We start from the raw sequence: 25,744 nt of genomic DNA, 5'->3' as shown, positions 1-25,744 counted from the left end.
AGCTAAACTGTATCTAGCAATAGTGCTATATTGCAACCATGACAGATGCCGCCACCGAGATCTTCGCCGCGCTGGCCCATCCCACCCGGCGGCAGATCCTGCAGGACCTCAAGGACGGCGAACTGGCGGCCGGAGAGATCGCGGCGAGGTTCAACGCGACCGGGCCCACCATCTCCCGTCACCTGAGTGTGCTGCGCCAGGCGGGCCTCGTCACCGAGCGGCGCGACGCCAATCGCATCCTCTACTCCCTGGTGAGCGACCGCCTCGCGCTCTCCGTCGGCGACTTTCTGTCCACCGTCTGCCCGGAGCAGATCGTCCTCCGCGAGGTCCGCAAGCGCGGCTCGGGTCGCACGAGCACTCGCGCGGCCAAGGCCTGAACGCTGATTCGTAAGCGCCGGGCCGAGAAGCTCAGGTTCCGTTCGGAAACCGTCGGCGAGGAACCGGGTAAGACCTGAGTTCTGACGCCCACTCATCCGCGGCGCTTTCGACGTCGCGCAGAGCCATATTCAGGATGATGTGTGCAGGAGTCTCGGAAGTTTCCTCTGGAGCGGACTCATTCGAGAACATCAGGCGCAAGGCGGCACCCTCTGGGTTGGACTCGTCGAGGGCGAAAGCGACGTTCGGTTCCGTGAACCGCAGTTCTTCAGGTGAGCCGCCTTCCGCGACTTCACGAAGCCAATCCAGAAGTTCCTGCGCCTCCACCGTCATCAGACAGGGGTCGACGAAAGACCACTCGACGCCATTTACGCCAAAGGTGCCGCGAACGCGCAACCACGTGGGGTCATGGTCGAGCGGATCCGCAACCGACACCAGCTCGGGAAACTGATATCCCTCGATCGTCAACTCGACCGATGACCCGCCGGAACGCATTCTCATCGCGCGTCACGAGTAACGAATCCTGAACGCCACACGCGAATATCCGGAAACGGAATCCGCCACGCACTGCGCGCTTGTTCTGGCCTGTGAACTTCAGGGTGCGTCAGGGTCCGGCTCACTGTTGGCCCAATCCCTGTCGTCAGCAGAACCCGCATCCTCGGTATGAGTTACCGAGTTCCAAAAGACCCGCAAGTCCTTCCCGCCGCTCAGGCCGCTCGGCTCAGCAGCCCAGTCGAGGAAGCGCTCGATCCCTTCGCCCATGCAGGCACTCTAACGCGGGACGCGTCGGCCGGCCATCGAAATCAACCGTTCTCCATCCATACCGGCACGCATCTGCACCGGGCTTGAGACAAGACCGTGAGCTCGCTGGCGTTCGCCCGCTCATGGACGCAACGAGAAAGGCCCCCGATCCCAGTGTTTCCACGGGATCGGGGGCTTCTCGCACCTCGCGGTGTGTGGTGCGCCCCCAGGGACTTGAACCCTGAACCCATTGATTAAGAGTCAATTGCTCTGCCGATTGAGCTAGAGGCGCATCCGGTTCAGTTTCCCGAACCGAGGCTCAACACTAGCATCCGGTCCGCGGTTCTCGCCAATCGAGGATCGCTCGCTTCAGGTGCGCTCTTTGCGCGGCATGACGACCTCTTTGATGATGAGAATGATGCCCGCCGAGATGGGGATCGCGACCAGCGCTCCCGGCAGTCCGAACAGCGTGGAGCCTGCCAGCGCAGAGATCAGGACGACCGATCCGGGCACCTGGACGGCCTTCCCCATCACCCGCGGCGTGAGGATGTACGCCTCCACCTGCATGTACACGAGCATCAGAAGGAGCACGACGATGCCGCTCACCGGCGAGTGGATGAACGCGAGAACCGACATGACCGCCGTCGTCAGAACCGTTCCGATCAGTGGGATCAGAGTGATGAAGAAGGCGGCGAGCGCGATGAGGAACGCCCCGGGCACGCCGGTGGCGAGCAGCAGGATGAGGCTGTACACCGCATTGCAGAAGGCGAGGATGACCATCCCGCTCAGGTACTTGCCGAAGTTCTGCAGGATGCGCTCCGTGTAGCTCTCGAAGCTCGCGCGGTGCGAGCGCCGCACCAGCCGGTACGCCGCCTGCTTCGTCGAGTCGTACGACGCGATGAAGTAGATGGTGAGGATCGCGATGAAGAAACCGGTGGTGAACGCGTTCAGCACAGAGAGCCCGAAACCGACGAGGCCGTTGCCGATCGTGGCCCAGGTGTTCGGGTCCTGGACCTGCTCGCCGATCCAGTTCACCAGCCCGGCGAGCGCGCCGTTCGTCGCGTCGTTGACGGTGTCGAACCAGCCCTCCGCCCGCAGCGCCGCGATCTCCTTGGGTACTGCGGTGGCGAGGAACGAGATCTGCTGCACGATCAGCGGCACGACCACGCAGATGATCCCGACGAGCACGGCGACGATGATCAGGATGACCGTGAGGATGGCCCAGCCGCGCCGCATCCCGCGCCGCTCGAACCAGCGGATGAGCGGGTCGAGACCGACGGTGGCGAACATTGCGAGGAAGACCGAGAAGATGATCGACCGGAGGCCGTAGAGCATCAGCCCGGTGGCGACGGCGCCGATGGCGCCCAGAGCGATCAGGTAGCCGAACAGCAGCGGGCTCCGCGACAAGAGCGGCCGGCGGTCGGCATCCGAGCTGGAAGCCGAGGCGGAGCCGACCGAGCGCCTGCTCACCGGTGGCCGGATGAACCGCATGCTGCCTCCGCTCACGCCCGACGGGCTACCGCGAGCGTATTGGAGGGGGCTCCAGCCGACAAGGACCGGCGGCGACCCTCGCCGTGGCCGTCAGCCCACGCACCCCAGACCGTCAGCCGAGGTCGTCGGCGTGGCTGGGCACTCCACCTGACGCGCCGTCGGCGGGCTCGGCCGTCGTTTTCCGCGGAGAAAGTTCGGCGGTCAGCGCTCTGAGCTTGGCGACGAGCTCCTCATCGCGGATCTCCGGCCCGACGAGCTCGATGGGCTCGCTCACGATCTGGCTGGCGGGGCCGACCAGCATCTCGATCCGGTCGAGGTCCCCGTTCACCGTCCGCCCCGGCACGAAGATCGTGTCGGCGATGTCGTGGCGCGCGAGCGCGCGTGCGTACTCCATGAGGGCTTCGGCCAGATCATCGCCGGTGTAGAACGTCGTCCCCGCATAAGCGATCTTTCGCATGTATCCACAGGTACTCTCAGGCCGGGCGCCTGCCAAGTGCGCGACGCTAGGCTCGGACCGTGACAGACACCGCAGCGTCAACTGCCCTCGCCGCCGACCTCGACCTCGCCCTGAAACTCGCCGATGCGGCGGATGCGATCTCGCTCGGCCATTTCCGCGACCTCGACCTGCACGTGGAGACGAAGCCGGACCGCTCCCCCGTCACGGAGGCCGACCTGGCCGTCGAGCGGGCGATCCGCGAGACGCTGAGCACCGAGCGTCCGGGCGACGGCATCCTGGGTGAGGAGTACGGCACCGAGGGCGACACCGTGCGGCAGTGGATCATCGACCCGATCGACGGCACGGCGAACTACCTGCGCGGGGTTCCGGTCTGGGGCACCCTCATCGCGCTGGCGATCGACGGAACGCCCCGGGTGGGCGTCGTCAGCTCGCCGGCGCTCGGCCGTCGGTGGTGGGCGGCCGCGGGTGGCGGAGCCTGGACGACGGATGCGCCGGGCGAAGCTCCCCGACGCATCCACGTCTCCGGCGTCGACGACCTGGAGCACGCCTCCCTCAGTTTCCAGAGCATCGCCCAGTGGGATGAGGCCGGCTACCTCGACCGGCTCGTCGCGCTCACCCGGCGCATCTGGCGCGACCGCGCGTACGGCGACATGTGGTCGTACATGCTGCTGGCCGAGGGACTGGTGGATGCGGTCGGCGAGTTCGGCGTGAAGACCTATGATCTCGCCGCGCTCATCCCCATCGTCGAGGAGGCCGGCGGCACGTTCACCTCGGTGGATGGCACTCCAGGCCCTGGCAACGGCTCGTCGCTCGCCTCGAACGGTCTCATCCACCCCGCGCTGCTGGACGCGCTCGCCGGCTGACCGCGGGGCCCGACACCCCGGGCGGACACCCGGATCCGAGCGGATGCGGCACGTCGACCCTTCGCACACCCGCCCGGAGCCCCTAGGCTGACCCCGATGAGCGCACCGACAGCCGCACCGACGGTCACGACGACGGAGCCCCTGGTCCACATCGCGAACTTCCGCATGGACTTCGGGCGCACCACCGTCATCCGCGACCTCTCCTTCGACATCCGCCGCGGCGAGACCTTCGGTTTCCTGGGCAGTAACGGCTCGGGCAAGACGACCACCATCCGCGCACTACTCGGCATCTACCAGCCGACGGCCGGGGTCCTCCACATCGACGGCCGCGTATTCAGCCCAGAGGCGGGCGAGCGGCTCGGCTACCTGCCGGAGGAGCGCGGGCTGTATAAGAAGGAGTCCGTCATCGACGTGATGGTCTACTTCGGGCGCCTCAAGGGCCTCGGCGCCGAGCAGGCGCGCCGCTGGTCGCGCGAGTACCTGGAGCGGGTCGGCATCGGCGAGAAGGAGAAGGTGCGGCTCGACAAACTCTCCGGCGGGCAGCAGCAGAAGGTCCAGCTCGGCGTGACGATCATGAACGAGCCGGAGCTCCTCATCCTGGACGAGCCGACGAAGGGCTTCGACCCGGTCAACCGCCGCCTGCTGATGGACATCATCGACGACCAGAAGCGCGCCGGCGCCACCGTCATGATGGTGACCCACCAGATGGAGGAGGTGGAGCGGCTCTGCGACCGCGTCATCCTTCTCAAGGACGGCATGGCGCGGGCTTACGGCACTGTCGCCGAGGTGCAGGACCAGTTCGGCGGCACGATCATCCAGGTCGATCATGCGGGAGCCATCCCCGCCTCCCCCGCCTACCGGGTGCTGGCCGACGAGAACGGCCACGCCCAGCTCGAGGCGGCCGACGGCGCCGAGCCGTCCGCGATCCTTGCCAGCCTGGTGGATGCGAGGGTCGCGGTGTCGCGCTTCTCCCCGACCCGGAAATCGCTCGACGACATCTTCGTCGAGGTCTACGGCGCCGAGAGCCGCCAGGAGGACTGAGCCATGGCCCGCCACAACCTCAGCACCGTCATCGGGTTCGAGTTCCGCCGCACGGTCACCAAGCGGCGCTTCTGGGCGATCACGCTCATCCTGCCCATCCTCGTCTTCGGGCTGGGCGGCCTGATCATCGCCTCGAACGTCTCCACCGCGAACACGGCCGACCAGCAGAAGAACGCGCGCTTCGAGTTCCTGTACTCGGACGCCTCCGGGCTGATCGATCCGGCCATCGCCAAGGAGTACGGCGGCACCGAGATCCAGTCGGAGGCCGAGGGCGTCGAAGAGGTGCAGATCGGCGGCACGCCCGCCTACTTCGCATACCCGGCCGACCCGGCCAAGCAGACCGTGAAGGTGTTCGGCGAGGATGCGGGGCTCTTCCAGAACAGCAAGTACTCCGCGGTCGCGCAGTCGCTGCTGTCGGCGAGCGTCGAGCGGAAGCTGGGCGACCCGACCGATGTCGCTGTGCTGCGCGGGGACGTGAACACCGCGACGACCACGTTCAAGGACGGCAAGGTCGCGCCCGGGTTCGAGGCGATCCTGCCCGCGCTGGTGTTCCTCGCGGCGTTCTTCATCGTCATCGTCTTCCTCGGCAACCAGATGCTGAACTCCACGCTCGAGGAGAAGGAGAACCGCGTCACGGAGATGATCCTGACGACGATCAACCCGACGAATCTGCTGTTGGGCAAGGTCATCTCGCTGTTCGCCATCGGGATCATCCAGCTCGCCGTGTTCGCGCTGCCGATGCTGATCGGATACCTCTTCTTCCGCAGCAAACTGCAGATCCCGAGCCTCGACCTGAGCGGTCTCGTGTTCGACCCGCAGAAGATGATCGTGGGATCCCTGATCCTGATCGGCGGTTTCGCCCTCTTCACCGGGACGCTCGTCGCCGTCGGAGCGATCATGCCGACGGCGAAGGATGCGGCCCCGGTGTTCTCCGTCGTCATCTTCGCGGTGGTCATCCCGCTCTACGCATCCGGCTTCGCCATCAGTTCGCCGCAGTCGCCGATCGTGCAACTGCTGGCCTACTTTCCCTACACCGCGCCGATCACGGCGCTCATCCTGAACGCGTTCGGCTCGCTGCCGCTCTGGCAGGCGATCATCATCATCGTCGAGCTGTTCGTGCTGTCGTTCGTCGTGCTCCGCATCGCGGTGCGGCTGTTCCGGTACGGGTCGATCGAGTACTCGAGCAAGGTGAAAATCCGGGATGTGCTGGGTCGCCGTTCCGAGCGGGTCGAGCCGTCGCAGCCGGTGGGCGGCGCCTGATGCGCGCCGTCGTGGTGCCCGAGCCTGGTGACGCGGACGCGCTCACGCTGGCCGAGCGACCCGACCCTGTGCCCGCCGCGCGCGAGGTCCGCATCCGTGTCGCGGCCGCCGGTCTCAACGGCGCGGACCTCAGCCAGCGCCGCGGCTTCTACCCCTCTCCCCCCGGCGCGCCGGAGTGGCCGGGGCTCGAGGTCTCGGGGACGGTGGATGCCGTCGGCGACGACGTCACGGAGTGGAGCGTCGACGACCGCGTCTGCGCGCTCCTGCCGGGCGGTGGCTACGCGGAGCTCGTCACCGTTGATGCCGGACTGGTGCTGCCGGTGCCGGAAGGCGTCGACCTGGTCGAAGCGGCCGGTCTCCCGGAGGTCGCGGCGACGGTCTGGTCGAACGTGTTCGTCCTCGGCCGGCTCGGCGCAGGCGAAGCGCTCCTCGTCCACGGCGGCTCCAGCGGGATCGGGACCATGGCCATCCAGCTGGGGCGCGCCCTCGGAGCGGACGTCATCGCCACCGCCGGCAGCGACGACAAGGCGGACTTCTGCCGCGAGGTCGGCGCCCAGGCCGCCGTCAACTACCGCACGGACGACTTCGTCGAGGCGGCCCTCGACTTCACCGACGACCGTGGGGTGGATGTGGTGCTCGACATCGTCGGAGGATCTTACATCGCCCGCGATCTCGACGCCCTCGCGACCGGTGGGCGGATCGTGTCCATCGCCGTCCGCGACCGCCAGCCCGCCGCCCTGGATCTGGGGCTGCTCATGCGCAAGCGGGGCAGCATCCACGCGACGACCCTGCGGGCGCGCCCTCTCGCCGAGCGGGTCGCGATCATCGCCGCCGTGCGTGAGAACGTGTGGCCGCTCCTCGCCGAGGGGCGCGTGCGCCCGGTCATCGACTCGGTGTTCCCCCTCGAGGATGCGGCTGCGGCCCATCGGCGGATGGAGTCGTCCGCCCACCGCGGGAAGATCCTGCTGCGCGTCGGCTGAGTGCATCCACGACACCGACCGCCGCAGCGCCGATGGCGTAGGCGACCAGGTCGGTCCACTGGAACGTCGTGCCGAGCACGAGGGCAGCGCCGGGCACGGTTCCGGCCAGGTGGGCGGGTATGCCCGTGAGCTGGAAGACCTCGACGGCCGCGCACACCGCGAACGCGATCGGTGCGACGACGGCGGCACGCAGCTGCGGAGCGATGAACGCGACGACGACATAGAGCAGGGCTGCGTAAAGCGCGTCGCCGGCGAACGCCGCGGCCGCCCCCTCGATGCCGCGGGCCACGCCGATCCCGCCCGCCATCAGGACGACGGCGACGGCGACGAGCAGGATGCGGCGGCGGGTCATCCTGCGACGCTACCGGGCCGCGAACCACCCGGGCATCCCTCGTGCGGCGCAGGCGCATCCGTCGGTGGGAGGATCGTGAGCATGACCGACGCCCTCACCGACGACGCACTGAACGCCCTACCCAAGGCCGAACTCCACCTCCACATCGAAGGCACGCTGGAGCCCGAGCTCGCCTTCGAGCTGGCGGCCCGCAACGGCGTCGAGCTGCCGTACGCCGACGTGGCGGATCTCGCGGCACAGTACGACTTCGACGACCTGCAGTCGTTCCTCGATCTGTACTACGCGACCATGGCCGTGCTGCGCACGCGGGAGGACTTCGCCGATCTGACCCGCCGCTACCTGCGCCGGGCGCACGCCCAGGGCGTCCGTCATGTCGAGCTGTTCTTCGATCCGCAGGCCCACACCTCGCGCGGCGTCGCCTTCGACGACGTCGTCGACGGGATCGGCGACGCGCTCGACGAGGCACAGAGCGAGCTCGGGATATCCGGCGGGCTCATCCTGTGCTTCCTGCGCGATCAGCCGGTGGAGTCCGCCGAGGAGGCGCTGACCGCTGGCCTCACCCGCACCGACCGCATCATCGGCGTCGGGCTCGACTCCGCCGAGGTCGGCTACCCGCCGTCAATGTTCGAGGGCGTCTACGCCCGCGCCCGCGCCGCCGGCCTGCACGCCGTGGCGCACGCCGGCGAGGAGGGACCGCCCGCATACGTGCGGGAGGCACTCGACCTGCTCCACGCCGAACGGATCGACCACGGCATCCGCTCGATCGAGGACCCGGAGCTGGTGGCGCGGCTGGCCGCCGAGCGCATCCCGCTCACCGTCTGCCCGCTCTCGAACGTGCGGTTGCAGGCGACACCCGACCTGCGCGACCACCCGCTGCTGCGCCTGGACGCCGCCGGGGTGCCGGTCACGATCAACTCCGACGACCCCGCGTATTTCGGCGGCTACGCCGGGCAGAACCTCGCGGCGGTGCGGGATGCGCTCGGGCTCACCGAGGAGCAGGCCCGGCGGTTCGCGCGCACGTCGATCGAGGCGTCGTTCGCCTCCGACGACCGCAAGGCCGAACTGCGTGCCGAGCTGGAAGGATGGCGTCCATGACCGGTCAGGATTTCCGCACAACGGAGGGCCGCGCCGTCCGCTTCTTCGACACCGGCGGGGACGCCGACGCTCCCGTTGTGATCTGGCATCACGGCACACCGCAGACAGGCGCGGTGATCGCTCCGGTCGCGGCTGCGGCGGCAGCGCACGGGATGCGCGTGCTCTCGGTCGCCCGGCCCGGCTATCCCGGATCGGATGCCCGGCCAGGCCGGTCCATCGCGGACGCCGCCGCCGATGTGCTCGCCGTGGCCGACTCCGTCGGAGTGGACCGCTTCGTGACCGCCGGCGCCTCGGGCGGCGGTCCGCACGCCCTCGCCCTCGGCGCCCTCGCACCGGAGCGGGCGACCGCCATCGTCACACTCGCGGGTCTCGCCCCCTATGACGGCTCCCCCGACTGGTTCTCCGGGATGGCGTCGCCGGGCGCCGTGTACTCCGCGCTCAACGGTCGAGCGGCGCGGCTCGCGTACGCGGAGACGGCCGAGTTCGACCCGGAGTCCTTCGTCTCGCGCGACTGGGAGGAGCTGAACGGCGCCTGGGGTCCGCTCGGCGCTGACGCCGGCGCCGGCGCCGCCGAAGGACCAACAGGCGAAGCGGACGACGACGTCGCCTACGTCTCGCCGTGGGGCTTCGCCCTGGGTGCCGTCCGCCCGCCGGTCCTGCTGGTGCAGGGCGGCGCCGACCGCGTGGTCCCGCCGCAGCACGCCGCGGCCCTCCTCGAGCATCTGCCCGACGCCGAGTTGTGGATCCGCCCGCGCGATGGTCACGTCTCGGTGCTCACGGTGCTCGGCGTGACGCTCGGCTGGGCGCTGGGCCGTTCCGCATCCTGACACGGGACACCACGCTCACAACTCCAGCTTGAGCTCCACGATCGCCTGGGCGACGGCCGACAGTCGCGCCTGATGCGAGCGCGCGTACTGACGGATGACCGTGAACGCCTCTTCGACCGAAATCCGCCGACGGTAGGCGACCACGCCCTTGGCCTGCTCGATCAGCACACGGCTGTCCAATGCCGTCTGCAACTGCGCCCGCACCTGGCTGCTCTCCGCGAGTGCCCGCTCGTGCAGGATGCCGATGGTCGCCACATCCGCGAAGGCTTTGGCCGCCACCAGGTCGTCCTCGGGCAGCTCGCCCGGCTCCGTCCGCAGCAGGTTCAGAGTGCCGATGGTCGTCTCCCGCAACCGCATCGGGATTGCGTGGACGGCACGGAACTCGAGTTCGAGCGCCTTGTCGCGGAACGCGGACCAGCTCTCCGGCACATCCCGGATGTCCGGGACGGAGACGACGCGCCCGGTGCGGAAGCTCTCGATGCACGGCCCCGCGGCCGCTCCCAGCTGCATCACCCCGACCAGCCGGGTCGCTTCGCTGGTGGAGGCGACCACATCCAGGTCGCCGTTGTCGTCGGCCAGCAGAACTCCCGACGCACTGGCTCCGAGCAGAGTGCTGCACGTCTCGACCAGGGTCTGCAGCAGTTCGACGACGTCGTAGTCCTCCACGAGCGTGTCCGCCAGCACGGCGAACGCCCGCAGCAGTTCCTGCTCCCGGGTCGCCGTCACCGCTGGCCGCTCCCGGACCCGGAGCCGAGGTCGGGGTCCGAGAAATCGAGTCGGCGATCGAGAATCTCCTGCGCGACCGACATCATGGACCGATTGCTGGCGAAGGCGTGCGCCTGAATCACCATTCGCGCATCGTCCGGGCCGATCCCCAGCTGGGCCAGCACCATCCCAGTGGCCTGGTGGATGATCTTCCGCGAGTACGGGTTGTCGTCCTCGGCGAGGTCGTCGTCGGCGTCGCCGACGGCCGACTCCAGCGCCCGCTGCAACACGGTCCGGGCGGCGACGTCGGCAAGCTCCGACGCGCGGCGCTCCTGCACGGCGTCGAGCCTCAACGGCCGATTCGAGTACAGGTCCACAGCGCCCACCTGGAGCGGACCCACGAACAGCGGAAAGGCGAACAGGGCATTGATCCCCTCCGCGAGCACCGCTTCCCGGAACACCGGCCAGCCCGTGCTGTCCACCCGCAGATCCGGGTGGTGCACCGGGCGACGCGACCGCACCGCATCCCAGCAGGGTCCTTCGCCCAGATCGAACTGCAACTCGTCCAGCCGGGCCGCCGTGGGGTCGCTCGCGGCGACGGTCTGGGTGCCCAGCAGATCGCCGATCGTCGAGACGGCAGTCCGCGACACCGGCAGCTCCCGCAGGAAGTTGCCGACCAGCTCGTGCTCGCCCTCCATGATCCCTCCGGCTAATACCCCGGGCCGCGCGCGTTCACCCGCTGTCGCGGGGCCCCGACGGCGACCTCGTCCCCTTCGGGGCTCGAGTTCGCGCCGGAGTGAGCGGTGACGCTGTCCTCTGTCATGATCACAAGTCCCCGGGAACTGTTCGCAGCGACCGTCATCGCCTCGATCCACTCGGGATTGATCTTCGGGGAGCGGCTGCCGCTGTACTTGAAGTACAGGTAGTGCGCCGGATGGATCCAGATGGAACTGTGCCCGTCGCCCACCTCGATGGCATCGCGCCACGACATGAAGAAGCTCTCGTTGCGACGGATCTTGGTCGCAATGACGATCTGGAGATGTGCGAGCAGCCGATCATCGAACTCGATGACGACACCGTCGTACTGCAACGAACCCATGCCGTGGCCTCCCGCCGATCACCTCGATTTCACACTGGCCTCCGTTGCCTCAAAAGTCCATACCCGGGCTTCGAGGATCCCGAAGCGAAACGGTGTCAAGCCCTCTCACCGCCTCCCCCCCCGTGCTTGCGTGTCGTGTGAGCGAGGAGGAACAGCATGAGCGACCGCACCCGCGACGAACTGCCGCTGCCGGACTACGACCACATCACCACCGGGGAGCTGCCGGGCCGCATCCACGGCCTCGATGCCACCGGGGTGGAGCAGCTGCTCGCCTTCGAGCGCGAGCACGGCGACCGGCTGCCCATCGTCACCGTGCTGGAGCATCGCCTCGAGGAGCTGAAGAATGGCGCGGAGCCCAGCGGCCCCGTCACCGACGACTCCCCCACGATGAACCACGGAACAGCCGGAGGCAGCAAGGTGTCGCCTGCGACCAGCGGGCCGACGATGAACCCGCCATCGCACGGCGTCCCGACGAACCCGGCCCAGCCGCGGCCCGAGGGTCCGCCCCGCGCCTGACTCAGTACTCCACGGCGTCCCGGATCAGCGGGGAGGTCATGCAGTGCCCGCCGCCGCGCCCGCGCCCGAGCTCGGCGCCGACGATGGGGATGACCTCCACGCCGGCTTTCTCCAGCAGCGCGTTGGTGGAGGTGTTGCGGTCGTACGTGTAGACCACGCCCGGCCGGAGGGCGACGGCGTTGTTGCCGCTGTCCCACTGCTGACGCTCGGACTCGTAGTTGTCGCCGGCCGTCTCGACCACGTGGATGCTCGCCAGGCCGAGCGCTTCGGCCACGACCTCGACGAAACCGCGGCTGCCGTGGTCGATCACGCGCACGCCGGGGGCAGCATCCTCGGGCACCAGGGTGAAGGTGTGGACGGCATCCATGATCGCGGGATACAGCGTGACGATGTCGCGGTCGGCGAAGGTGAACACCGTGTCGAGGTGCATCGCAGAGCGGAGCTTGGGCATCCCCGCGACGATGACCTTCCCGGCTCCGCCGCGCTCGAACAGCGCGGCGGCGAGCTGGGTGATCGCATGCCGAGAGGTGCGCTCGCTCATCCCGATGAGCACGACGCCGTTGCCGACGGGCATGACGTCGCCGCCTTCGAGGGTCGCCTGCCCCCAGTCCGTCTCCGGATCGCCCCACCAGACGTTGGCTCCGACGAAGTCCGGGTGGAAGGAGTAGATCGCCTTCATCAGCAGGGTCTCGTCGTGCCGGGCCGGCCAGTACAGCGGGTTCAGCGTGACCCCGCCGTAGATCCAGCAGGTCGTGTCGCGGGTGTACAGGGTGTTCGGCAGCGGGGGCATCAGATACTCCTGCACGCCGGTGGATTCACGGGCCAGGGCGAGATAGTCGGTGCGGTAGTCCTCCGGGAGGTCGGAGGTCGCCAAACCGCCGATCAGGTAGCGCGACAGCTCGGCCGGAGTCAGAGACTCCAGGTACGCGCGGGTGCCCTCCATGAGGCCGATTCCGACCTCCCCGGGCACGATCTTCCGATCGAGCAGCCAGTCGCGCGCTGCTGTGTCCGCCATCGTGTCGGCGAGGAGCTCGTGAAGTTCCACCACGTCGACGTCGTGCGAGCGCAGGTCGGCGACGAACGCTTGGTGGTCCTTCACGGCGTTGTCCACCCACATGACGTCATCGAACAGCAGGTCGTCCGCATTGGTCGGGGTGAGCCTGTGGTGGGCGAGCCCCGGGGAACAGACCAGGACTTTTCGCAGCTGCCCGACTTCCGAGTGGACGCCGTAGTGGGATGCGGTGGATGTGTCGGTCATCGCCCTGCCTCTCAGTGGTGGATGGTGTGCGTGCTCAGATCGTGATCCAGCCGGCGGCCAGGCCGACGATGCCTGCGGCGGCTCCGATGAGCGCCACCGCCAGGATCACCAGCTCGCGCCCGGTGAAGACGCGCTTCCCCTGCTCGCGCCTGGCCATGACGAACAGCACGGTCGCCGGCGCGTAGATGATGAAGGAGAGCAGCACGAACGTCAGGCCCGCTGCGAAGATCAGGTACATCGTGTAGAGCGTCGCCAGGACGGCGATGGTGGCCTCTCGGCCGAAGCCGTGCGGGGTGTCGCGATAGGTGTCCCTCGTGATCACGAGTTTCAGCGCATAACCGGCCACGAGGAAGAACGGGATGAGCGTCAGCGCACTCGTGAGGTCGAGCGCCAGGTTGAAGGCGTCGTGCGAGAAATACGTGATGATGAGCACGACCTGCACGAAGATCGCCGTCATCAGCAGGGCGGGGACCGGAACATCGGCGGAGTTCGAGCGGCCGAGGAATCGCGGCATGTCCTTGTCCTTCGCCGCGACGAACAGCACTTCGGCCGCCATCAGGGACCAGGCCAGGTACGCGCCGAGCACCGAGACGATGAGGCCGATGCTCACGAACCACGCGCCCCACGGGCCGACCGCCGCGGCGAGCACGCCAGCCATCGACGGCTGACGCAGCTTCGCGATCTCGCCCATCGGCAGCACCCCGTACGAGACGATGGTCACCGACGCGAAGATCGCGAACACGCTCAGGAACCCCAGGATCGTCGCGCGTCCCACATCCGCTCGGCGCTTGGCGTGCCGGGAGTACACGCTCGCGCCCTCCACACCCAGGAAGACGAACACCGTCACGAGCATCGTCCCGGTGACCTGATCGAAGAGCGACCCGGCGTAGTCGGCGCCGCCCCAGTTCTCGGCGAACACCTGCGGCTTCAGAACGAACACGCAGAGCAGGATGAACACGACGATCGGCACGAGTTTCGCGACCGTCACGATCCGGTTGATCACCGCCGCTTCCTTGATGCCGCGCCGGATCAGGAAGAAGAACCCCCACAGTCCGAGCGAGGAGAGCGCGATCGCCAGGATGCTGTCGCCTTCGCCGAGCGCCGGGACCACCGCCCCGATGGTCGACATGATGAAGACCCAGTAGAAGACCAGCCCCATCCCGGCGCTCGCCCAGTAGCCGATGGCCGAGTAGAAGCCGAGGTACTGGCCGAATCCGGCCTTCGCGTACGCGTAGACGCCCGCGTCGAGTTCCGGCTTGCGATTGGCGAGCGTCTGGAACACGAAAGCGAGCATCAGCATGCCGAAGCCGGCGATCGACCAGGCGATGAGGGCACCGGCGACGCCGGTCTCCTGGGCGAACCGTCGGGGCAGCGAGAACACGCCGGCGCCGACCATCGATCCGACGACCATGCCGGTCATCGTCAGCATCGACAGTTTCGCTGTAGGCCCCGCCGCCTGGCGCTGCGGCTCTTCCGTCGTCGTCATGGAACCCTCCCCCGGGGTGTGCCGCGTCAACGATCAGGACTGGTGTGACTCGGACGCGTTGTGACGCGCACATTCAACTCGCCGACCGGTCGCATGGCAAGAACCGTCGTGGTTCAGCCGGGGAAGTGCTCCCAGTGCCCTTCGCTGATGACCTCGACGTCGCCGTCTCGGACAGAGATCGCCGTCTGTTCATCGATCGCGTACGCCGGCCCCGGGAGCTGCGCCGCCCAGCGGCGTGCGGACTCCAGGGTGTTCTGAGACCAACCCGGATAGTCCAGATGCGGGAAGATCGAGAAGTCGACGACACCGAGCGTCTCGTCGGGGCCGTCGGGCTGCCAATCGACGAACGCTCGGCCGATGCGGGGAGTCATCACCATGCTGCCGGCGCTCACCCCCACCCAGACGAGGTGCGGCAGCGACGGCAGCAGGTCGGCCAGCCCGGACTCCCGAAGCCAGTGGGCGAGGTACACCGCCTCGCCGCCGTCGACGAGCAGGACGTCCGCATTCCGCACCCAGGGCACCCAGCGGTCCTCGGAGATGCTGGGCAATGCGGTGAGCTCGAGCACGCCGACTGATTTCCAGCCCAGGCCGGGCAATCCCGGTTGGTCGGGCCAGCGGTCCGCCGTCGAGGCCCAGACGGTTTCGGGCGTGCACGCCGGCTGCCCCCACTGCGCCGTCGGGATGAAGAGGGCTCGGCTCTCGGCGATCGGCTTGCCGAGCAGCCGGATGAGCGCGTCGCGGATGCTGGCGTTGGTGACACCACCCGAGGTGAGAAGCAGCTTCATGCCGCCATCGAAACAGACTCGGGGCACTTGGTATAGGTATAGCGGATACCGCCGCAACGGTCAGGGTGACGGCGCCGCCGACGGGGTCGGAGCGGGGCTCGGGTGTTTCGCCTGCGCGACGGCCTTCTCGAAGGCGCTGACGGTGGCCGCGTCGACGACCCCCGACTGCGGTACCCCGAGCTGTGCCTGAAGAGCCTGCAGGGACTCGGTGAGCGCTGGAATCCAGATGCCGTCGACGGCCCCGTCCCAGTAGCCGGCGAGCTTCAGCGTCTGCTGGATCGCAGCCGTGGTGGCGCTCTCCTGCTGCGCCGTGGCGCCGCCCTGAGCCACCAGCTTCGCTTGCAATGCTGCGGCGGTCGCCTTGTCGACCGCTCCGGTCACCGGCAGTCCGCTCGCCTTCTGGAGCTCTTCCACCGCAGCAACGGTCTGCGGCCCGTAGATCCCGTCGACCGCTGCACCGTAGTAGCCGGCGGCCGCGAGGTCCTTCTGTAGCGCTGTCACGTAGGCGGTGACCGCTTCTTGAGCCTGGGCGGTCTGAGCATCCGGAATGCATCCGGCTTCGGCGAACAGCCGGAACCAGGCGAATTCCAGGGCCACGGCAGCACTGTTGAACCGCTGCGAGGCGTCCGCGAGAGTGGTCTGATCGGTGATCGACTGCTGTGCGGCGGTGAACTCCTCGTCTGCCTTCTTGACCCGGTCGACCGTTGCAGCAGGGACGAGCGGCTCCGAGGTCGGCGGGGGCGTCACCGTTGTGGCGGGCGAACCGGTCGGGCCTGCGCTCGCCTTCGCCAGAGCGGTCTGAGCCGCCGCGAGTTCCTGCGCGGCAGCGTCTACTTTCTGCTGCGCTTCCACAGCCGCTTCGGCTCCGTCGAAGGCAGCGTCACGCGGCTTGCTGAGGTCGGAACCGGCTGTGGTGACGTCGCCGACGGTCGGCGCCGTGTCCGTGAGCACGTCCGCGTAGCGATCGAGGGCCTCGATGTACGTCTTGGCTGCATCGCAGAAGCTGTCTGACGCCGATTTCGCAGCCGCTTGAGCCTCGCTGAGGGCTTTCTCCTTGGCCGCGACCTGCGATTGAGCACGCTCCACGTCGCTTCCGCTCTGCGAGCATCCGACCAGAGCGCACACGGCCAGCATTGCCACGACCAACGAAAACCCGGCTCTTCCCGTCGCCATCGCGGGCCCCCGTCTCAGCGGGTATCAGGGTTCGCCCGCGTACCGAACGATGGCACGTCGGGGCGAGGGTTGGGTAGGGGGTGATCGGGTCGGACATTTCGGGACTATCCACACGTCTAGTGCGCGCATCACACTTTCCCCACGCGGCAGGTCGGCGCATACGCGCCGGTCAGCCTGTCGCCTACCGGGGAGGAATGCTGCCGACCATGCACGCCACTGTCACGCACGAACTGCACCCTGATGAGAACGCGCCGGTCCCCTACCTCAGGAACGGCCAGTTGATTTCCTTGATCCGATGGGACCGCGTCGCGGGCGATTGGAAGTACACCACTCTGCTCGCCGAGTACGCGGGACGCGACGAGAAAACCTGGCAGGTCGTGGCTCAGGGACGGCCGATGATCCTCGACCGCGCCGAGTGGGCGATCTTCAACTGACGCCTCCGCCCGACGCAGAGCTCAACCAGCCCTCCGATCGGTGCTCCCGAGGGTGAACACGGGGGCGGTGTAGTGGCCGTTCTGGATGGCTTCGCTCGGGCCGTAGAGGCGCAGGATCAGGTAGGAGTCCTTCTCGGGGATCGGAAGGAAGTGGGGGTCGTCGCGGTGCGCGTCGACATCTGAGCTGAGAAGGATCGAGTACGAGCCGTCCTCGTCCGGCGTGAGCGTGCGGTCGCCGCGGCTGTGCCGGTTGATGCTGTTGTGCGCCATCAGCCGGTCGTCGTCGCCGTAGACCGTGAACGACCAGAACTGCGACACCTCGGGCGCTGCGAACACCGCGCGGTACTCACGCCCGCCTGCGCCGGTGATCGGTCGCCCCTCGGAGTCCATCTCGATCTTGACGTACACCGACTCCACCGGCGGCAGCCCCCACTGGCCGACCAGGGTCCCGATGTCGAAGAGGTCGCGGGGCGCATCCTGCAACTCCTCCCGAGTGCCGAGAACCCCCTTCGAACTCGTCACCGTCGGTGCGAGTTCGGTCAGGTGCCGCATCCCGAGGTCTTCTCCTCGAGCCGCGGCTTCCCGCTGCTCCTCGGTGAGGTCCGTGCGGCCCGGCGCTACTCCGACCTCGGCGAGCGGCTCCAGCCACGCGGCATCCGCTTCAGCCATCGACCCGTCGGCCAGCAGGAAGTTCACCCGCTCGAGCCAGGTCGTGGTCGCTGGGTCCGGGAAGTCCCTGACGAGTGGCGCGGGCACCGGGTCGCCGCGGTACTCGGACAGAGTCTGCAGGAGCCAGCGGCCCTGCAGCGCCCGTGCAACCTCCAGATCGTCGCCACCGGTCGTCATGATGCGCCCCATCACCTTGATGAGATTGGAGTCCGAACGGACGACCTCGTCGATCCCCTCGGGCACCTCGCCCTGCCAATTGCGGGCGGCGAACAGGAACCGGCCGCCCTTCGCGCCGCGGGTGCGTGAGCCGATCATCGCGGTCGTGTAGTGCCCCATGTCCATGGTGTGCAGGATCCAGTAGCGATCGCCATCCGCATCCGGAACGGTCACCACCACCGGCTCTGCGGCGACATCGAACCACCCCTGCAGATGGAGGGTGTCGTTGTTGATGGTCGGATGCGCCGTGTAGGTGTCGTCGGCGAGATCGCGGAGCTTCTGGAACTCGTTCAGACGCACGCCCGGCTCGATCGTCGTCTCGTACAGAAACCCGTAGGCCTTGTCCATCGAGTACCCGTACAGATACGCGTCGCGGGCGGTCTCATCCGTAATGGTCATGCATCGCTCCTCGTCATCAGCACAGGCTGGGGAGAGTCCAGCACGTCGCCGCTGAGCTCATCTAGGGGTGAGTTCGGCCTGCAGGTCAGGCGGATCCGGCCGGCTCCGAACGTGACTAGGCTTTCGTCGTGTCGCTGAATTCGATGTTTGGGCTCCAGGACCGCGTCGCATTGGTGACAGGAGGCAGTTCAGGCATCGGGCGCGCTATTGCCATGGCGTTGGCAGACGCCGGCGCGCACGTCAAGATCGCAGCGAGAACCCAGGCGAGCATCTCTGCAACTGTTGACGAGATCCGTTCCGCCGGTGGTTCAGCGGAGGGGATCCGCGCGGACCTCGCTTCCAGCTTGGGCGCTGAGGACCTTGCGGCCGCGGCAGGGCACGTCGACGTCCTCGTCAACTCTGCCGGAATCAATCTGCGCCCGCCGATGGATCAACTGGATGAGGCGACCTGGCGATCCGTCATGGCGGTCAACCTGAACGCCCCGTTCATCCTGGGTCAACGTCTCGCGCCTCTGATGGCGGAAAGGGGATTCGGTCGAATCATCCACATCAGCTCGCAGCAAGCCCACCGCGCGTTCGCGTCGAGCGGGGCGTACGGCGTGTCGAAAGCCGGCCTGGAAGGACTGGCACGGTCACAAGCAGAGGCATGGTCGAAGAACGGCGTGACGGCCAACGTTCTTGTACCCGGATTCGTCGAAACGCCCCTGAACGAGCGCCTGAGCTCGGACCGTGCGGCAGTCGCGGCCCTGGCCGCTCGGACGCTGGTCGGACGCAACGGTATCGTCTCCGACTTCGCGGGTGCGGCCGTCTTCCTGGCCAGCCCCTCCGCCGGGTACGTGACGGGACAGTCCATCGCTGTCGACGGTGGCTTCTCCGTTCACTGATCGACCTCGCAACGGTCACCGCGTAGCGGTCGCCGCCTAGGACGGCCGGCGCACCCCGGCGGCCGCGTAGATCGCGTCGATCGCGGTCATGTTGCCGACGTAGTCTGCGCCCTCGGTCGCCAGCGGCGTGTTCTGGCGAAGCGCGTCGACCACAGCGGCGAGCTGGTGATCGTAGGAATCGAGGCCGGCGACCGTCGAGATCCGGGTCACGCCGTCCTGTTCGATGGTGATCGAGTGGCCCTGGGCGGGGAAGACGAGATTGTCGACGCGAACCGTCGCGGCTGCGCCGATGAGGGTGATCGTGGATTCGAGCGCCACCTCCGGCTCCATGCTCGCGAAAAGCCGACCCCGCACTCCCCCGGCGAATTCGAGCGCCGCTTCGATGCGGAGGTCCGCGTCGAGCGGGTTCGGCTCGAAGGTCGCAGCCGTGACGGTCGGCTCCCCGAACAGGCTGCGCATCCAATGGAGGGGGTAGCAGCCGAGATCCATGAGCGCGCCGCCGCCCAGCTCCGGGGCGTGCCGGATCGAGCGGGGGTCGAACGGGTTGGCGCCAGTGAAGGTCGCCGTGACCGAGACCGGCGATCCCAGGGCTCCGGTCTCGACGAAGTCACGAAGCCACTCCTGGAGCGGATGGTAGTAGTCGTGGAAGGCTTCGATCGCCCGTCTGCCGGTCCGGTCGGCCGCGGCCCGGATCTCCTGCGCCTCCGCTGCGTTCATCGCGATCGGCTTCTCGCACAGCACATCTTTTCCCGCTTCGAGAGCGGCGATGGTCCAGCGTGCGTGCTCCGACGGCGGGAGGCCGACGTAGACGAGGTCGACCGAGTCGTCCGCGAGCAACTGCTCGTACCGCGGGTACGCCGCCGCGATCCCGTGACGCTCGGCGAAACCCGCGGCGTCATGCCGGGATGCGACGGCAGACAACGTGACGTCGTCTCGCCGCCGGACCGGGGCGATGATCGAACGGGGCGCGATCCCAGCAGCGCCGAGCAGGCCGATCCGGAACGTGTTCACCGTGCCGGCCGGTCAGTCGAGCCAGTACTCGGCGGAGGGGACGAGCGTTTCCAGCTCCGCCCAGAGGTCGCCGGGGATGTCCACCGAGGCGTACTCGAGTGTCTGGGAGACACGCTCCGGGGAGGAGACGCCGACGACGGTCGCGTCGATCACCGTCGCGCGGAGCGAGAACTGCAGGGCTGCCGCCGCGAGCGGCACGCCGTGGCGCCCGCAGACGGCGGCCATCGCCCGCGCCGCGCCGGCGACGTGGTCGTCGCGCTCGCCATAGCCGTACTTCGCCTGCACCTCTGGGCCCTTGGCGAGCATCCCGCCGCCGTACGGGGCAGCGTTCACGACCCCGATGCCTCGCTCGCGCGCCGAGGCGAACAACCGCGCGGCCGAGCGGTCCAGCAGGGTGTACCGGTTGTGGCTCAGGACGACCTCGAAGGCGCCCGTGTCGAGGTAGCGTTCGAGCAGCCCGACGGGGCCGCCCGCGACGCCGATGTGGTCGACGCGCCCTTCGTCGCGAAGCCGGACGAGCGCCTCCACGGGCCCGTCCGGGGCGGTGCCCTGCTCGAACGTGATGCGCTCAGGGTCGTGCAGATAGAGCAGAGGGACGCGGTCGACGCCCAGTCGCTGGAGGCTCTCTTCGTAGGACGCGCGGACGCGGTCGCCCGAGAAGTCTCCCGTGAGCGGATCGGGGTCGACCTTGGTGGCGAGGATCACGTCGTCGTCAAGCCCGCCTCGGGCGGCGACGGCGAGGCCGATCCGCGTCTCGGCTTCACCGTTCTCGCCGTACCCGTTGGAGGTGTCGATGAAGCGGATCGCGCTGTCGAGCACCGCTTCGATGGTCGCCACCGCCCGCTCGTCGCTCACGTCGTAGCCGTAGAGCTGCGGCATGCTCGCGAGAGGGCTCGTCCCCATGCACAGTGCGGTGACGTCGAGGCCGCTCCTGCCCAGCGGGCGTGTCGCGAGACTCACCGCGCCTCCGCCAGCGCCGGCGCACGGTCGGCGAACGCCTGCCGAGCGGCGTGGGCGGCGTCGATCACGCGGTCGAGAACCTCCTCGGTCGCGTCGTCCCCCGCTGTCGACTCGGGATGCTCGGCGCGCCACTCCAGCATCCGCCGCACCGCCCGCTCGAACGTCAGGTGCGGCGCGAAGCCGGGCACGAAGCGGCGGATCTTGGAGTTGTCGAACACCGCCGAGTGCCCCAGATCGCCCACGAACTCGCCCGACCAGAACCACTCGGGCGCGACGATCGGAAACAGCTCGCTCGCGACATGCACGAGGCGGGGCTCTACCCCGAGCGCGGTGGCGAACAGCGTGTAGATCTGGTCCCAGGTGAGGATGTCGTCACCCGTGATGTGGAACGTCTCGCCGATCGCCCGGTCACTGCCGAGCAGGCCGACCAGTCCCTGCGCGAAGTCCTCGGCATGCGTGAGCGTCCACAGGGACGTCCCGTCGCCGTGCACCGGGATCTCCGCGCCGCGTGCGAGGCGGTCGATGACGGTCCAGCCGCCGGGGAGCGGTGGATTCGCGTCGTCGTAGGTGTGGGACGGCCGGATCACCGTGACCGGGAAGCCCTGCTCCCGGTGCGCCTTCGCCAGCGCGAGCTCGGCTCGCCACTTGGCGGTCGCATAGGGCAGCGGCGGGTTCGGTCCTGTCGGCGTCGACTCGCTGATCGGTGTGACGAGCACCGGCTTAGCGTAGATCGAGGCGGAGCTGATGTGCACGTACTGTCGCGTCCGGCCGGAGAACAGTGCGACCATCCTGGCCACATCGTCTTCGTCGTAGGAGAGGAAGTTGACGACGGCGTCGAAGCGGCGACCACCGAGCGCGTCGCGGATCGAGGCGTCGTCCGACACATCGCCCGTCACCTGCTCGACACCGGCCGGCAGGGAACGGCCCGCCTGATTGGCGCCGCGGTTGAGCACGGTGACGGCCAGGCCGTCAGCGGCGGCACGGCGGACGCAGGAGGCGCTGATCGTTCCGGTTCCGCCGAGGAACAGCACAGACAGCGGTGCGCCGTCCGAGCGCAGCAGGCTTTCCGTGGCGCTCATTTTCCTGCGAACCAGTCTTCGAAGCCGTTCTCGACGAGCGAGATGAGCACATCCTCCTGGCGGATGCCCAAAGCACCGAGCTTGGCCACGACCGTCTCGAAGAACCGGCGCTTCACGGCCACCGGATACATGTGCACCGCGGTCACCTGGATCAGAAGCAGACTCTGGCGGTCGACACCGTTGTAGCCGGGGTCGAACGCGAGCTCGGCCTCGCCGTGCGGCCGGAACACCTGGAACCGATCGTCGGCGGGGATCCCGAGCGCCTCGATCTGGGCGTCGTGGATCGCATCGCCGATTGCGGCATGCGACGCCTCGAACAGGCTCCGGTCGAGGTCGACTTGGATCAGTGGCATTTCACTCCTAGGGGTTGGATCACTTGATGGCACCGGCCGAGAGGCCGCGCTCGAACATGCCTTGCAGGCACAGGTAGGCCACGATCTCCGGGAGCGCCGTCAGCACGGCGGAGGCGAGGATCTTGGTCTGGTCGTTGCTGAATTCGCCGACGAAGAACTGCGGCACCAGGGTGATGGTCTGCATGTCCTGCGACTGCAGGAACACCAGGGGCATCAGGTAGTCGTTCCAGGCTCCGATCAGCGTGAAGATGAGCACCGCGGCCGCGATCGGCCGGGTCAGCGGAATGACCAGGTGCAGGAATCCGCGCATCGACGTCGCACCATCCACCCGGGCGGCCTCGAACATCTCATCGGGCAGCCCGTTGATGAAGTTGCGGGTCAGGAGCACGGCGAACGGCACCTGCAGCGCAGCGAGCGGGAGGATCACCGCCCAGTAGGTGTTGGAGAGCCCCACGGCCTGCGTCGTGGTGAACAGCGGTGTGAGCAGCACGACCTCGGGCAGGGTGAGGCAGGCGAGCAGCATCCAGAAGTACACCTCGCGGAACCGGATCCGCAGCTTCGAGAACCCGTACGCCGCGAGCATCGTCACGACGTAGACGAGCACGATGACACCGGCGGAGATGATCGCGCTGTTCAGGAAGAAGCGGAAGAACCCGGGCACCTGGAGGACATCCCGGTAGTTGCCCCAGCCGTCGCCGGCGAACGATCCCTGTACCATCGCGATGAGCGGGAAGAGGTAGGGCAGCACGAGGAGTGTGGCCACCACTTGCAGCAGACCCTTGCCCCACCATCGACGGACTTCGAACATCAGCGGCCTCCCGCTCTCTCACGGCCGGCGACCTGAAGGATGATCGCCATGACGAGGGCGATGACCAGCAGGACGATGGACAGCGCTGCTCCGTAACCGACATGGGCCAGCTGGATGGTCATCTGGTAGATGTAGGTACCCAGGAACTGCGTCGAGTTGTTGGGCCCGGCGACCGTCACCAGCCACGGGACGTCGAACGTCTTCAGGGCGCCGATCGCGCTCAGGATGCCCAGTGCGAGGGTGGTGCCGCGCAGGCTCGGCCAGATGATCGCGGTCAGGGTACGGATGTTGCCGGCGCCGTCGATCCGCGCCGCCTCCAGGAGCGACGGCTCGATCTGGCTCATCGCCGCGTAGTAGAGCACGAATGTGAGGCCGGTCCACTGCCAGATCGTGATCGCCATGATCACCGGCAGGGCGGTCGAGTCCTGCCCGATCCAGGGCTGCGCCAGGAAACCCAGCCCGATGTGGCTGAGGACCCAGTTGAGCTGGCCGTCCGCCGCGAAGATCTGACGGAACACCGGGGCCATGATCGCAGGGGCGAGCACGACCGGGACGAAGATGATCACCTTGTAGATCACGGCCAGTCGCAGCTTCGAGTGCATGATGACCGCGAAGACCACGCCGATTGCCGTCTGCAACACGAACGTGACGATGAAGAACGAGACCGTGTGGCCGATCGCCTTCCAGAACACCGGGTCGTTGAAGAGGTTGACGTAGTTCTTGAGGCCCACGGACTCCTGGTCCGGGCTGGCGCCGTCCCAGTTGAGGGTGGAGAGGAATCCGGTGTAGCCGATGCAGTAGTAGATGAGTCCGGCGCTGAGGACCAGCGCCGGAATGATCCACGGGAGGCCGGGTGCCTGGAGGCGGCGACGGGGGCCGCGCGGCCGGCTCGTCGAGCCGACCGCGCTGCTCACCCGCTGGGTGGTGGTTGTCATCCGTTCGCTGCCTTGGCCGCGTCCGCCGCCTGTTGCAGTGTCTTCGCCGCCGCCTGCGGTGTCGCGCTGCCGCTGCCGACCGACTGTGCGGCGGCGAGGAACGCGTTTTCGATGTCGGCGTTCAGCAGGGCGAACCGGGGCTCGTCGATGGAGGCTGTGCCCTTCAGGTACTCGTTCACCGGGTCGCTCTGCGAGGCGGGGTCCACGAATTTGATGGTCGAGAAGTCGGGGGCGACTCCCTTGAGCACCGGGGTGGTGTCCAGCCGGTCGGCCACGACCTGCTGACCCTTCTCGCTGGTCGCCATCCACTGCACGAAGGTCTCGGCCGCCGCGCTGTGCTTGGACTTCGTGGCGACGGCGAGACCGTAGTCCGCGTCACCGAACATCTCGCTGGTGTTGCCCTTGCCCGCCACGTCCGGGAACTGGAGCGGCAGGATCGGGAACGGCTTGGCTCCCGCGACACCCGCTGCCGAGATCGCCTGGGTCATCGCGGCCTCGGTCGCGTACTGGGTGTACCAGCTACCCATCATGACCATCGCGTACTTGCCGGTGAGGAAGGCGTTGTTGATGTCCGGGTACTGCTGAGCCCCGAGCGCGCCCTTCTGCATGATGCCGCTGTCGAACAGGTCCTTCCAGATCTTGAGCGTCTGCACGATCTGGGGCGAGTCCCACTTGGCCTCGCCCTTCGATGCCTTCGTCCAGTAGCCGGGCTCGACCGAGTTGGAGATGGCCTGCAGGGTGTCCTGGTCGAAGCCCTCCTGTGCCGCGCCCTGGGCGAAGCAGCCGACGCCGTTGCTCTCGAGGGTCTTGCAGACCTGCTTCCACTCGTCGAGGGTCTTCGGCGGCTCGAGGTTGTACTTCTGGAAGACCGCTGCGTTGTACCAGAGCGATCCGGCGTACGAGGAGCCGATGGGGAGAGCGGTCAGCTTGCCCTTGGCGGTGAGGCCGTCGACCGCGATCTTCGCGATCTTCGACTTCCAGTCGCTGCCGAGCGACTTCTCGGCGACCGGGGCGAGGTCCTTGGCGTAGGTCCCGAACTGCTGCACGTAGGCGCCGGGCTGCAGGTCGAAGACGTCTGGGCCGCTGTTGGAGGAGAGCGCAGGGCGCATCGCGGCCTGGTAGTCGGAGATGCCGATCAGCTTGAAGTTGACCTTGATGTCCGGGTACTTCTCGTTGAACGCGGCGATGAACTCTTTCGCCTCGTCGGTGTTGGTCGGGGTCCAGCCCCACCAGTTGATCGTGCCGCTCGTCGCCGAGCCGGCTTCGCCTTGGCTCGAGCCGGAGCAGGCGGCGAGGCTCAAGCTCGCCAGTCCTGCCACGGCTACCGCGGCGATCGATCGAAGCGCTGTCTTCGATGTGAATCTGAATCGCATGTCAGTCCTCTTGCGTCGCGGACACGGCAGCGTGCCCGGGTGAGCGCCGGGCCAGGGGACCCGACGGGATGGAAGGTGCCGGGATCAGATGAGACCTCGTCGTCTTCGTGTGCCGCGTC

30 protein-coding genes and 1 tRNA gene are annotated in these 25,744 nt (G+C 67.9%); 10 read left to right on the top strand and 21 right to left on the bottom strand.

The features are described from left to right. The first annotated feature begins 38 nt into the window (after nt 1–38). The gene (locus AB7E03_RS01665) at nt 39–377 is read left to right on the top strand and encodes a metalloregulator ArsR/SmtB family transcription factor (RefSeq protein ID WP_489938712.1); all 339 of its coding nucleotides are present in this window, start codon (nt 39–41) and stop codon (nt 375–377) included. A 31-nt stretch (nt 378–408) separates the two neighbouring features. Here the strand turns inward: AB7E03_RS01665 and AB7E03_RS01660 are convergent, their stop codons facing one another. The 5 genes from AB7E03_RS01660 to AB7E03_RS01640 form a co-directional block, all read right to left on the bottom strand. Further along, nucleotides 409–876 carry a WapI family immunity protein gene (locus AB7E03_RS01660; RefSeq protein WP_489938710.1) on the bottom strand — a complete coding sequence of 156 codons (468 nt, stop codon included), beginning with the start codon at nt 874–876 and terminating at the stop codon, nt 409–411. 93 nt (nt 877–969) lie between these two features. After that, the gene (locus AB7E03_RS01655) at nt 970–1,137 is read right to left on the bottom strand and encodes a hypothetical protein (RefSeq protein WP_489938708.1); all 168 of its coding nucleotides are present in this window, start codon (nt 1,135–1,137) and stop codon (nt 970–972) included. 195 nt (nt 1,138–1,332) lie between these two features. After that, nucleotides 1,333–1,408, bottom strand: a tRNA-Lys gene (locus tag AB7E03_RS01650). A 77-nt stretch (nt 1,409–1,485) separates the two neighbouring features. Further along, nucleotides 1,486–2,622 carry an AI-2E family transporter gene (locus AB7E03_RS01645; protein WP_489938706.1) on the bottom strand — a complete coding sequence of 379 codons (1,137 nt, stop codon included), beginning with the start codon at nt 2,620–2,622 and terminating at the stop codon, nt 1,486–1,488. Nucleotides 2,623–2,719: 97 nt separating this feature from the next. Next, nucleotides 2,720–3,064 carry a hypothetical protein gene (locus tag AB7E03_RS01640; protein WP_489938704.1) on the bottom strand — a complete coding sequence of 115 codons (345 nt, stop codon included), beginning with the start codon at nt 3,062–3,064 and terminating at the stop codon, nt 2,720–2,722. 59 nt (nt 3,065–3,123) lie between these two features. On the opposite strand from AB7E03_RS01640, the gene AB7E03_RS01635 reads away from it, so the two are divergent. The 4 genes from AB7E03_RS01635 to AB7E03_RS01620 all read left to right on the top strand — a co-directional run bounded on the left by AB7E03_RS01635 (nt 3,124) and on the right by AB7E03_RS01620 (nt 7,208). Next, on the top strand, nt 3,124–3,927 hold the full coding sequence (locus tag AB7E03_RS01635) for an inositol monophosphatase family protein (RefSeq protein ID WP_489938702.1): 804 nt from the start codon (nt 3,124–3,126) through the stop codon (nt 3,925–3,927). A gap of 96 nt (nt 3,928–4,023) precedes the next feature. Then, on the top strand, nt 4,024–4,968 hold the full coding sequence (locus AB7E03_RS01630; protein WP_489938700.1) for an ABC transporter ATP-binding protein: 945 nt from the start codon (nt 4,024–4,026) through the stop codon (nt 4,966–4,968). A gap of 3 nt (nt 4,969–4,971) precedes the next feature. Then, nucleotides 4,972–6,228, top strand: coding sequence for an ABC transporter permease (locus AB7E03_RS01625; protein ID WP_489938698.1), 1,257 nt, complete (start codon nt 4,972–4,974; stop codon nt 6,226–6,228). Continuing rightward, complete coding sequence (locus AB7E03_RS01620) at nt 6,228–7,208, top strand: NAD(P)H-quinone oxidoreductase (RefSeq protein WP_489938696.1); 981 nt, start codon at nt 6,228–6,230, stop codon at nt 7,206–7,208. Before AB7E03_RS01625 ends, AB7E03_RS01620 begins: the two co-directional genes overlap by 1 nt. On the opposite strand, the gene AB7E03_RS01615 is transcribed toward AB7E03_RS01620, so the two are convergent. Further along, nucleotides 7,111–7,560 (bottom strand): ribosomal maturation YjgA family protein, encoded by a 450-nt coding sequence (locus AB7E03_RS01615; protein ID WP_489938694.1) that lies wholly within the window; start codon nt 7,558–7,560, stop codon nt 7,111–7,113. The two genes, AB7E03_RS01620 and AB7E03_RS01615, sit on opposite strands and share 98 nt — an antisense overlap. A gap of 81 nt (nt 7,561–7,641) precedes the next feature. On the opposite strand from AB7E03_RS01615, the gene AB7E03_RS01610 reads away from it, so the two are divergent. Continuing rightward, a complete protein-coding gene (locus AB7E03_RS01610; protein WP_489938692.1) occupies nt 7,642–8,655 on the top strand; it encodes an adenosine deaminase in 1,014 nt (337 codons plus the stop codon). Further along, a complete protein-coding gene (locus tag AB7E03_RS01605) occupies nt 8,652–9,482 on the top strand; it encodes an alpha/beta fold hydrolase (RefSeq protein ID WP_489938690.1) in 831 nt (276 codons plus the stop codon). Before AB7E03_RS01610 ends, AB7E03_RS01605 begins: the two co-directional genes overlap by 4 nt. Nucleotides 9,483–9,497: 15 nt before the next feature. On the opposite strand, the gene AB7E03_RS01600 is transcribed toward AB7E03_RS01605, so the two are convergent. Genes AB7E03_RS01600 through AB7E03_RS01590 form a run of 3 tightly spaced genes read right to left on the bottom strand, consistent with a single transcriptional unit; the run spans nt 9,498 to nt 11,286 of the window. Then, nucleotides 9,498–10,208, bottom strand: coding sequence for an ANTAR domain-containing protein (locus AB7E03_RS01600; RefSeq protein WP_489938688.1), 711 nt, complete (start codon nt 10,206–10,208; stop codon nt 9,498–9,500). Further along, the gene (locus AB7E03_RS01595; protein ID WP_489938686.1) at nt 10,205–10,885 is read right to left on the bottom strand and encodes a GAF and ANTAR domain-containing protein; all 681 of its coding nucleotides are present in this window, start codon (nt 10,883–10,885) and stop codon (nt 10,205–10,207) included. Before AB7E03_RS01595 ends, AB7E03_RS01600 begins: the two co-directional genes overlap by 4 nt. Before the next feature lie 11 nt (nt 10,886–10,896). Continuing rightward, nucleotides 10,897–11,286 (bottom strand): DUF7882 family protein, encoded by a 390-nt coding sequence (locus tag AB7E03_RS01590; protein WP_489938684.1) that lies wholly within the window; start codon nt 11,284–11,286, stop codon nt 10,897–10,899. Nucleotides 11,287–11,442: 156 nt separating this feature from the next. Here AB7E03_RS01590 and AB7E03_RS01585 point away from each other — a divergent pair, with 156 nt between their 5' ends. Beyond that, nucleotides 11,443–11,802 carry a DUF8129 domain-containing protein gene (locus AB7E03_RS01585; RefSeq protein ID WP_489938682.1) on the top strand — a complete coding sequence of 120 codons (360 nt, stop codon included), beginning with the start codon at nt 11,443–11,445 and terminating at the stop codon, nt 11,800–11,802. Between the two features lies 1 nt (nt 11,803). On the opposite strand, the gene AB7E03_RS01580 is transcribed toward AB7E03_RS01585, so the two are convergent. The 4 genes from AB7E03_RS01580 to AB7E03_RS01565 form a co-directional block, all read right to left on the bottom strand. After that, nucleotides 11,804–13,060: an arginine deiminase gene (locus AB7E03_RS01580; protein ID WP_489938680.1), complete on the bottom strand. Its 1,257-nt coding sequence runs from the start codon at nt 13,058–13,060 to the stop codon at nt 11,804–11,806. Between the two features lie 34 nt (nt 13,061–13,094). Continuing rightward, nucleotides 13,095–14,546: a basic amino acid/polyamine antiporter gene (locus AB7E03_RS01575; protein ID WP_489938678.1), complete on the bottom strand. Its 1,452-nt coding sequence runs from the start codon at nt 14,544–14,546 to the stop codon at nt 13,095–13,097. Between the two features lie 113 nt (nt 14,547–14,659). Further along, nucleotides 14,660–15,331, bottom strand: a complete 672-nt coding sequence (locus AB7E03_RS01570) for a Type 1 glutamine amidotransferase-like domain-containing protein (RefSeq protein ID WP_489938676.1) — start codon at nt 15,329–15,331, stop codon at nt 14,660–14,662. A 60-nt stretch (nt 15,332–15,391) separates the two neighbouring features. Then, nucleotides 15,392–16,417, bottom strand: coding sequence for a peptidoglycan-binding domain-containing protein (locus tag AB7E03_RS01565; RefSeq protein WP_489938674.1), 1,026 nt, complete (start codon nt 16,415–16,417; stop codon nt 15,392–15,394). A 281-nt stretch (nt 16,418–16,698) separates the two neighbouring features. Between AB7E03_RS01565 and AB7E03_RS01560 the strand changes: the two genes are divergently transcribed. Then, nucleotides 16,699–16,938 (top strand): hypothetical protein, encoded by a 240-nt coding sequence (locus AB7E03_RS01560; protein ID WP_489938672.1) that lies wholly within the window; start codon nt 16,699–16,701, stop codon nt 16,936–16,938. A 21-nt stretch (nt 16,939–16,959) separates the two neighbouring features. Here AB7E03_RS01560 and AB7E03_RS01555 read toward each other — a convergent pair whose 3' ends face one another. Beyond that, the gene (locus tag AB7E03_RS01555; protein ID WP_489938670.1) at nt 16,960–18,222 is read right to left on the bottom strand and encodes a DUF1254 domain-containing protein; all 1,263 of its coding nucleotides are present in this window, start codon (nt 18,220–18,222) and stop codon (nt 16,960–16,962) included. Nucleotides 18,223–18,350: 128 nt separating this feature from the next. Between AB7E03_RS01555 and AB7E03_RS01550 the strand changes: the two genes are divergently transcribed. Further along, nucleotides 18,351–19,106 carry an SDR family NAD(P)-dependent oxidoreductase gene (locus AB7E03_RS01550; RefSeq protein ID WP_489938668.1) on the top strand — a complete coding sequence of 252 codons (756 nt, stop codon included), beginning with the start codon at nt 18,351–18,353 and terminating at the stop codon, nt 19,104–19,106. Nucleotides 19,107–19,142: 36 nt separating this feature from the next. Here the strand turns inward: AB7E03_RS01550 and AB7E03_RS01545 are convergent, their stop codons facing one another. Genes AB7E03_RS01545 through AB7E03_RS01515 form a run of 7 tightly spaced genes read right to left on the bottom strand, consistent with a single transcriptional unit; the run spans nt 19,143 to nt 25,625 of the window. Further along, the gene (locus AB7E03_RS01545) at nt 19,143–20,117 is read right to left on the bottom strand and encodes a Gfo/Idh/MocA family protein (protein WP_489938666.1); all 975 of its coding nucleotides are present in this window, start codon (nt 20,115–20,117) and stop codon (nt 19,143–19,145) included. Nucleotides 20,118–20,129: 12 nt separating this feature from the next. Then, nucleotides 20,130–21,077, bottom strand: a complete 948-nt coding sequence (locus tag AB7E03_RS01540) for an aldo/keto reductase (protein ID WP_489938664.1) — start codon at nt 21,075–21,077, stop codon at nt 20,130–20,132. After that, entirely contained in the window at nt 21,074–22,156 is a 1,083-nt protein-coding gene (locus AB7E03_RS01535; protein ID WP_489938662.1) for an NAD-dependent epimerase/dehydratase family protein, read from the bottom strand. The genes AB7E03_RS01540 and AB7E03_RS01535 overlap by 4 nt, the downstream gene beginning before the upstream one ends. Then, entirely contained in the window at nt 22,153–22,509 is a 357-nt protein-coding gene (locus AB7E03_RS01530; RefSeq protein ID WP_489938660.1) for a tautomerase family protein, read from the bottom strand. Before AB7E03_RS01530 ends, AB7E03_RS01535 begins: the two co-directional genes overlap by 4 nt. Before the next feature lie 19 nt (nt 22,510–22,528). Continuing rightward, nucleotides 22,529–23,275, bottom strand: coding sequence for a carbohydrate ABC transporter permease (locus AB7E03_RS01525; protein WP_489938658.1), 747 nt, complete (start codon nt 23,273–23,275; stop codon nt 22,529–22,531). A gap of 41 nt (nt 23,276–23,316) precedes the next feature. Then, nucleotides 23,317–24,252, bottom strand: a complete 936-nt coding sequence (locus AB7E03_RS01520; RefSeq protein WP_489938656.1) for a carbohydrate ABC transporter permease — start codon at nt 24,250–24,252, stop codon at nt 23,317–23,319. Next, entirely contained in the window at nt 24,249–25,625 is a 1,377-nt protein-coding gene (locus tag AB7E03_RS01515; RefSeq protein ID WP_489938654.1) for an ABC transporter substrate-binding protein, read from the bottom strand. The genes AB7E03_RS01520 and AB7E03_RS01515 overlap by 4 nt, the downstream gene beginning before the upstream one ends. Nucleotides 25,626–25,744: the final 119 nt, after the last annotated feature.

The sequence above is a fragment of the Leifsonia sp. RCC_180 genome, from assembly GCF_058138205.1.
Note: the sequence above shows the minus strand (reverse complement) of the source record. Positions and strands in the feature narration are given on the sequence as shown.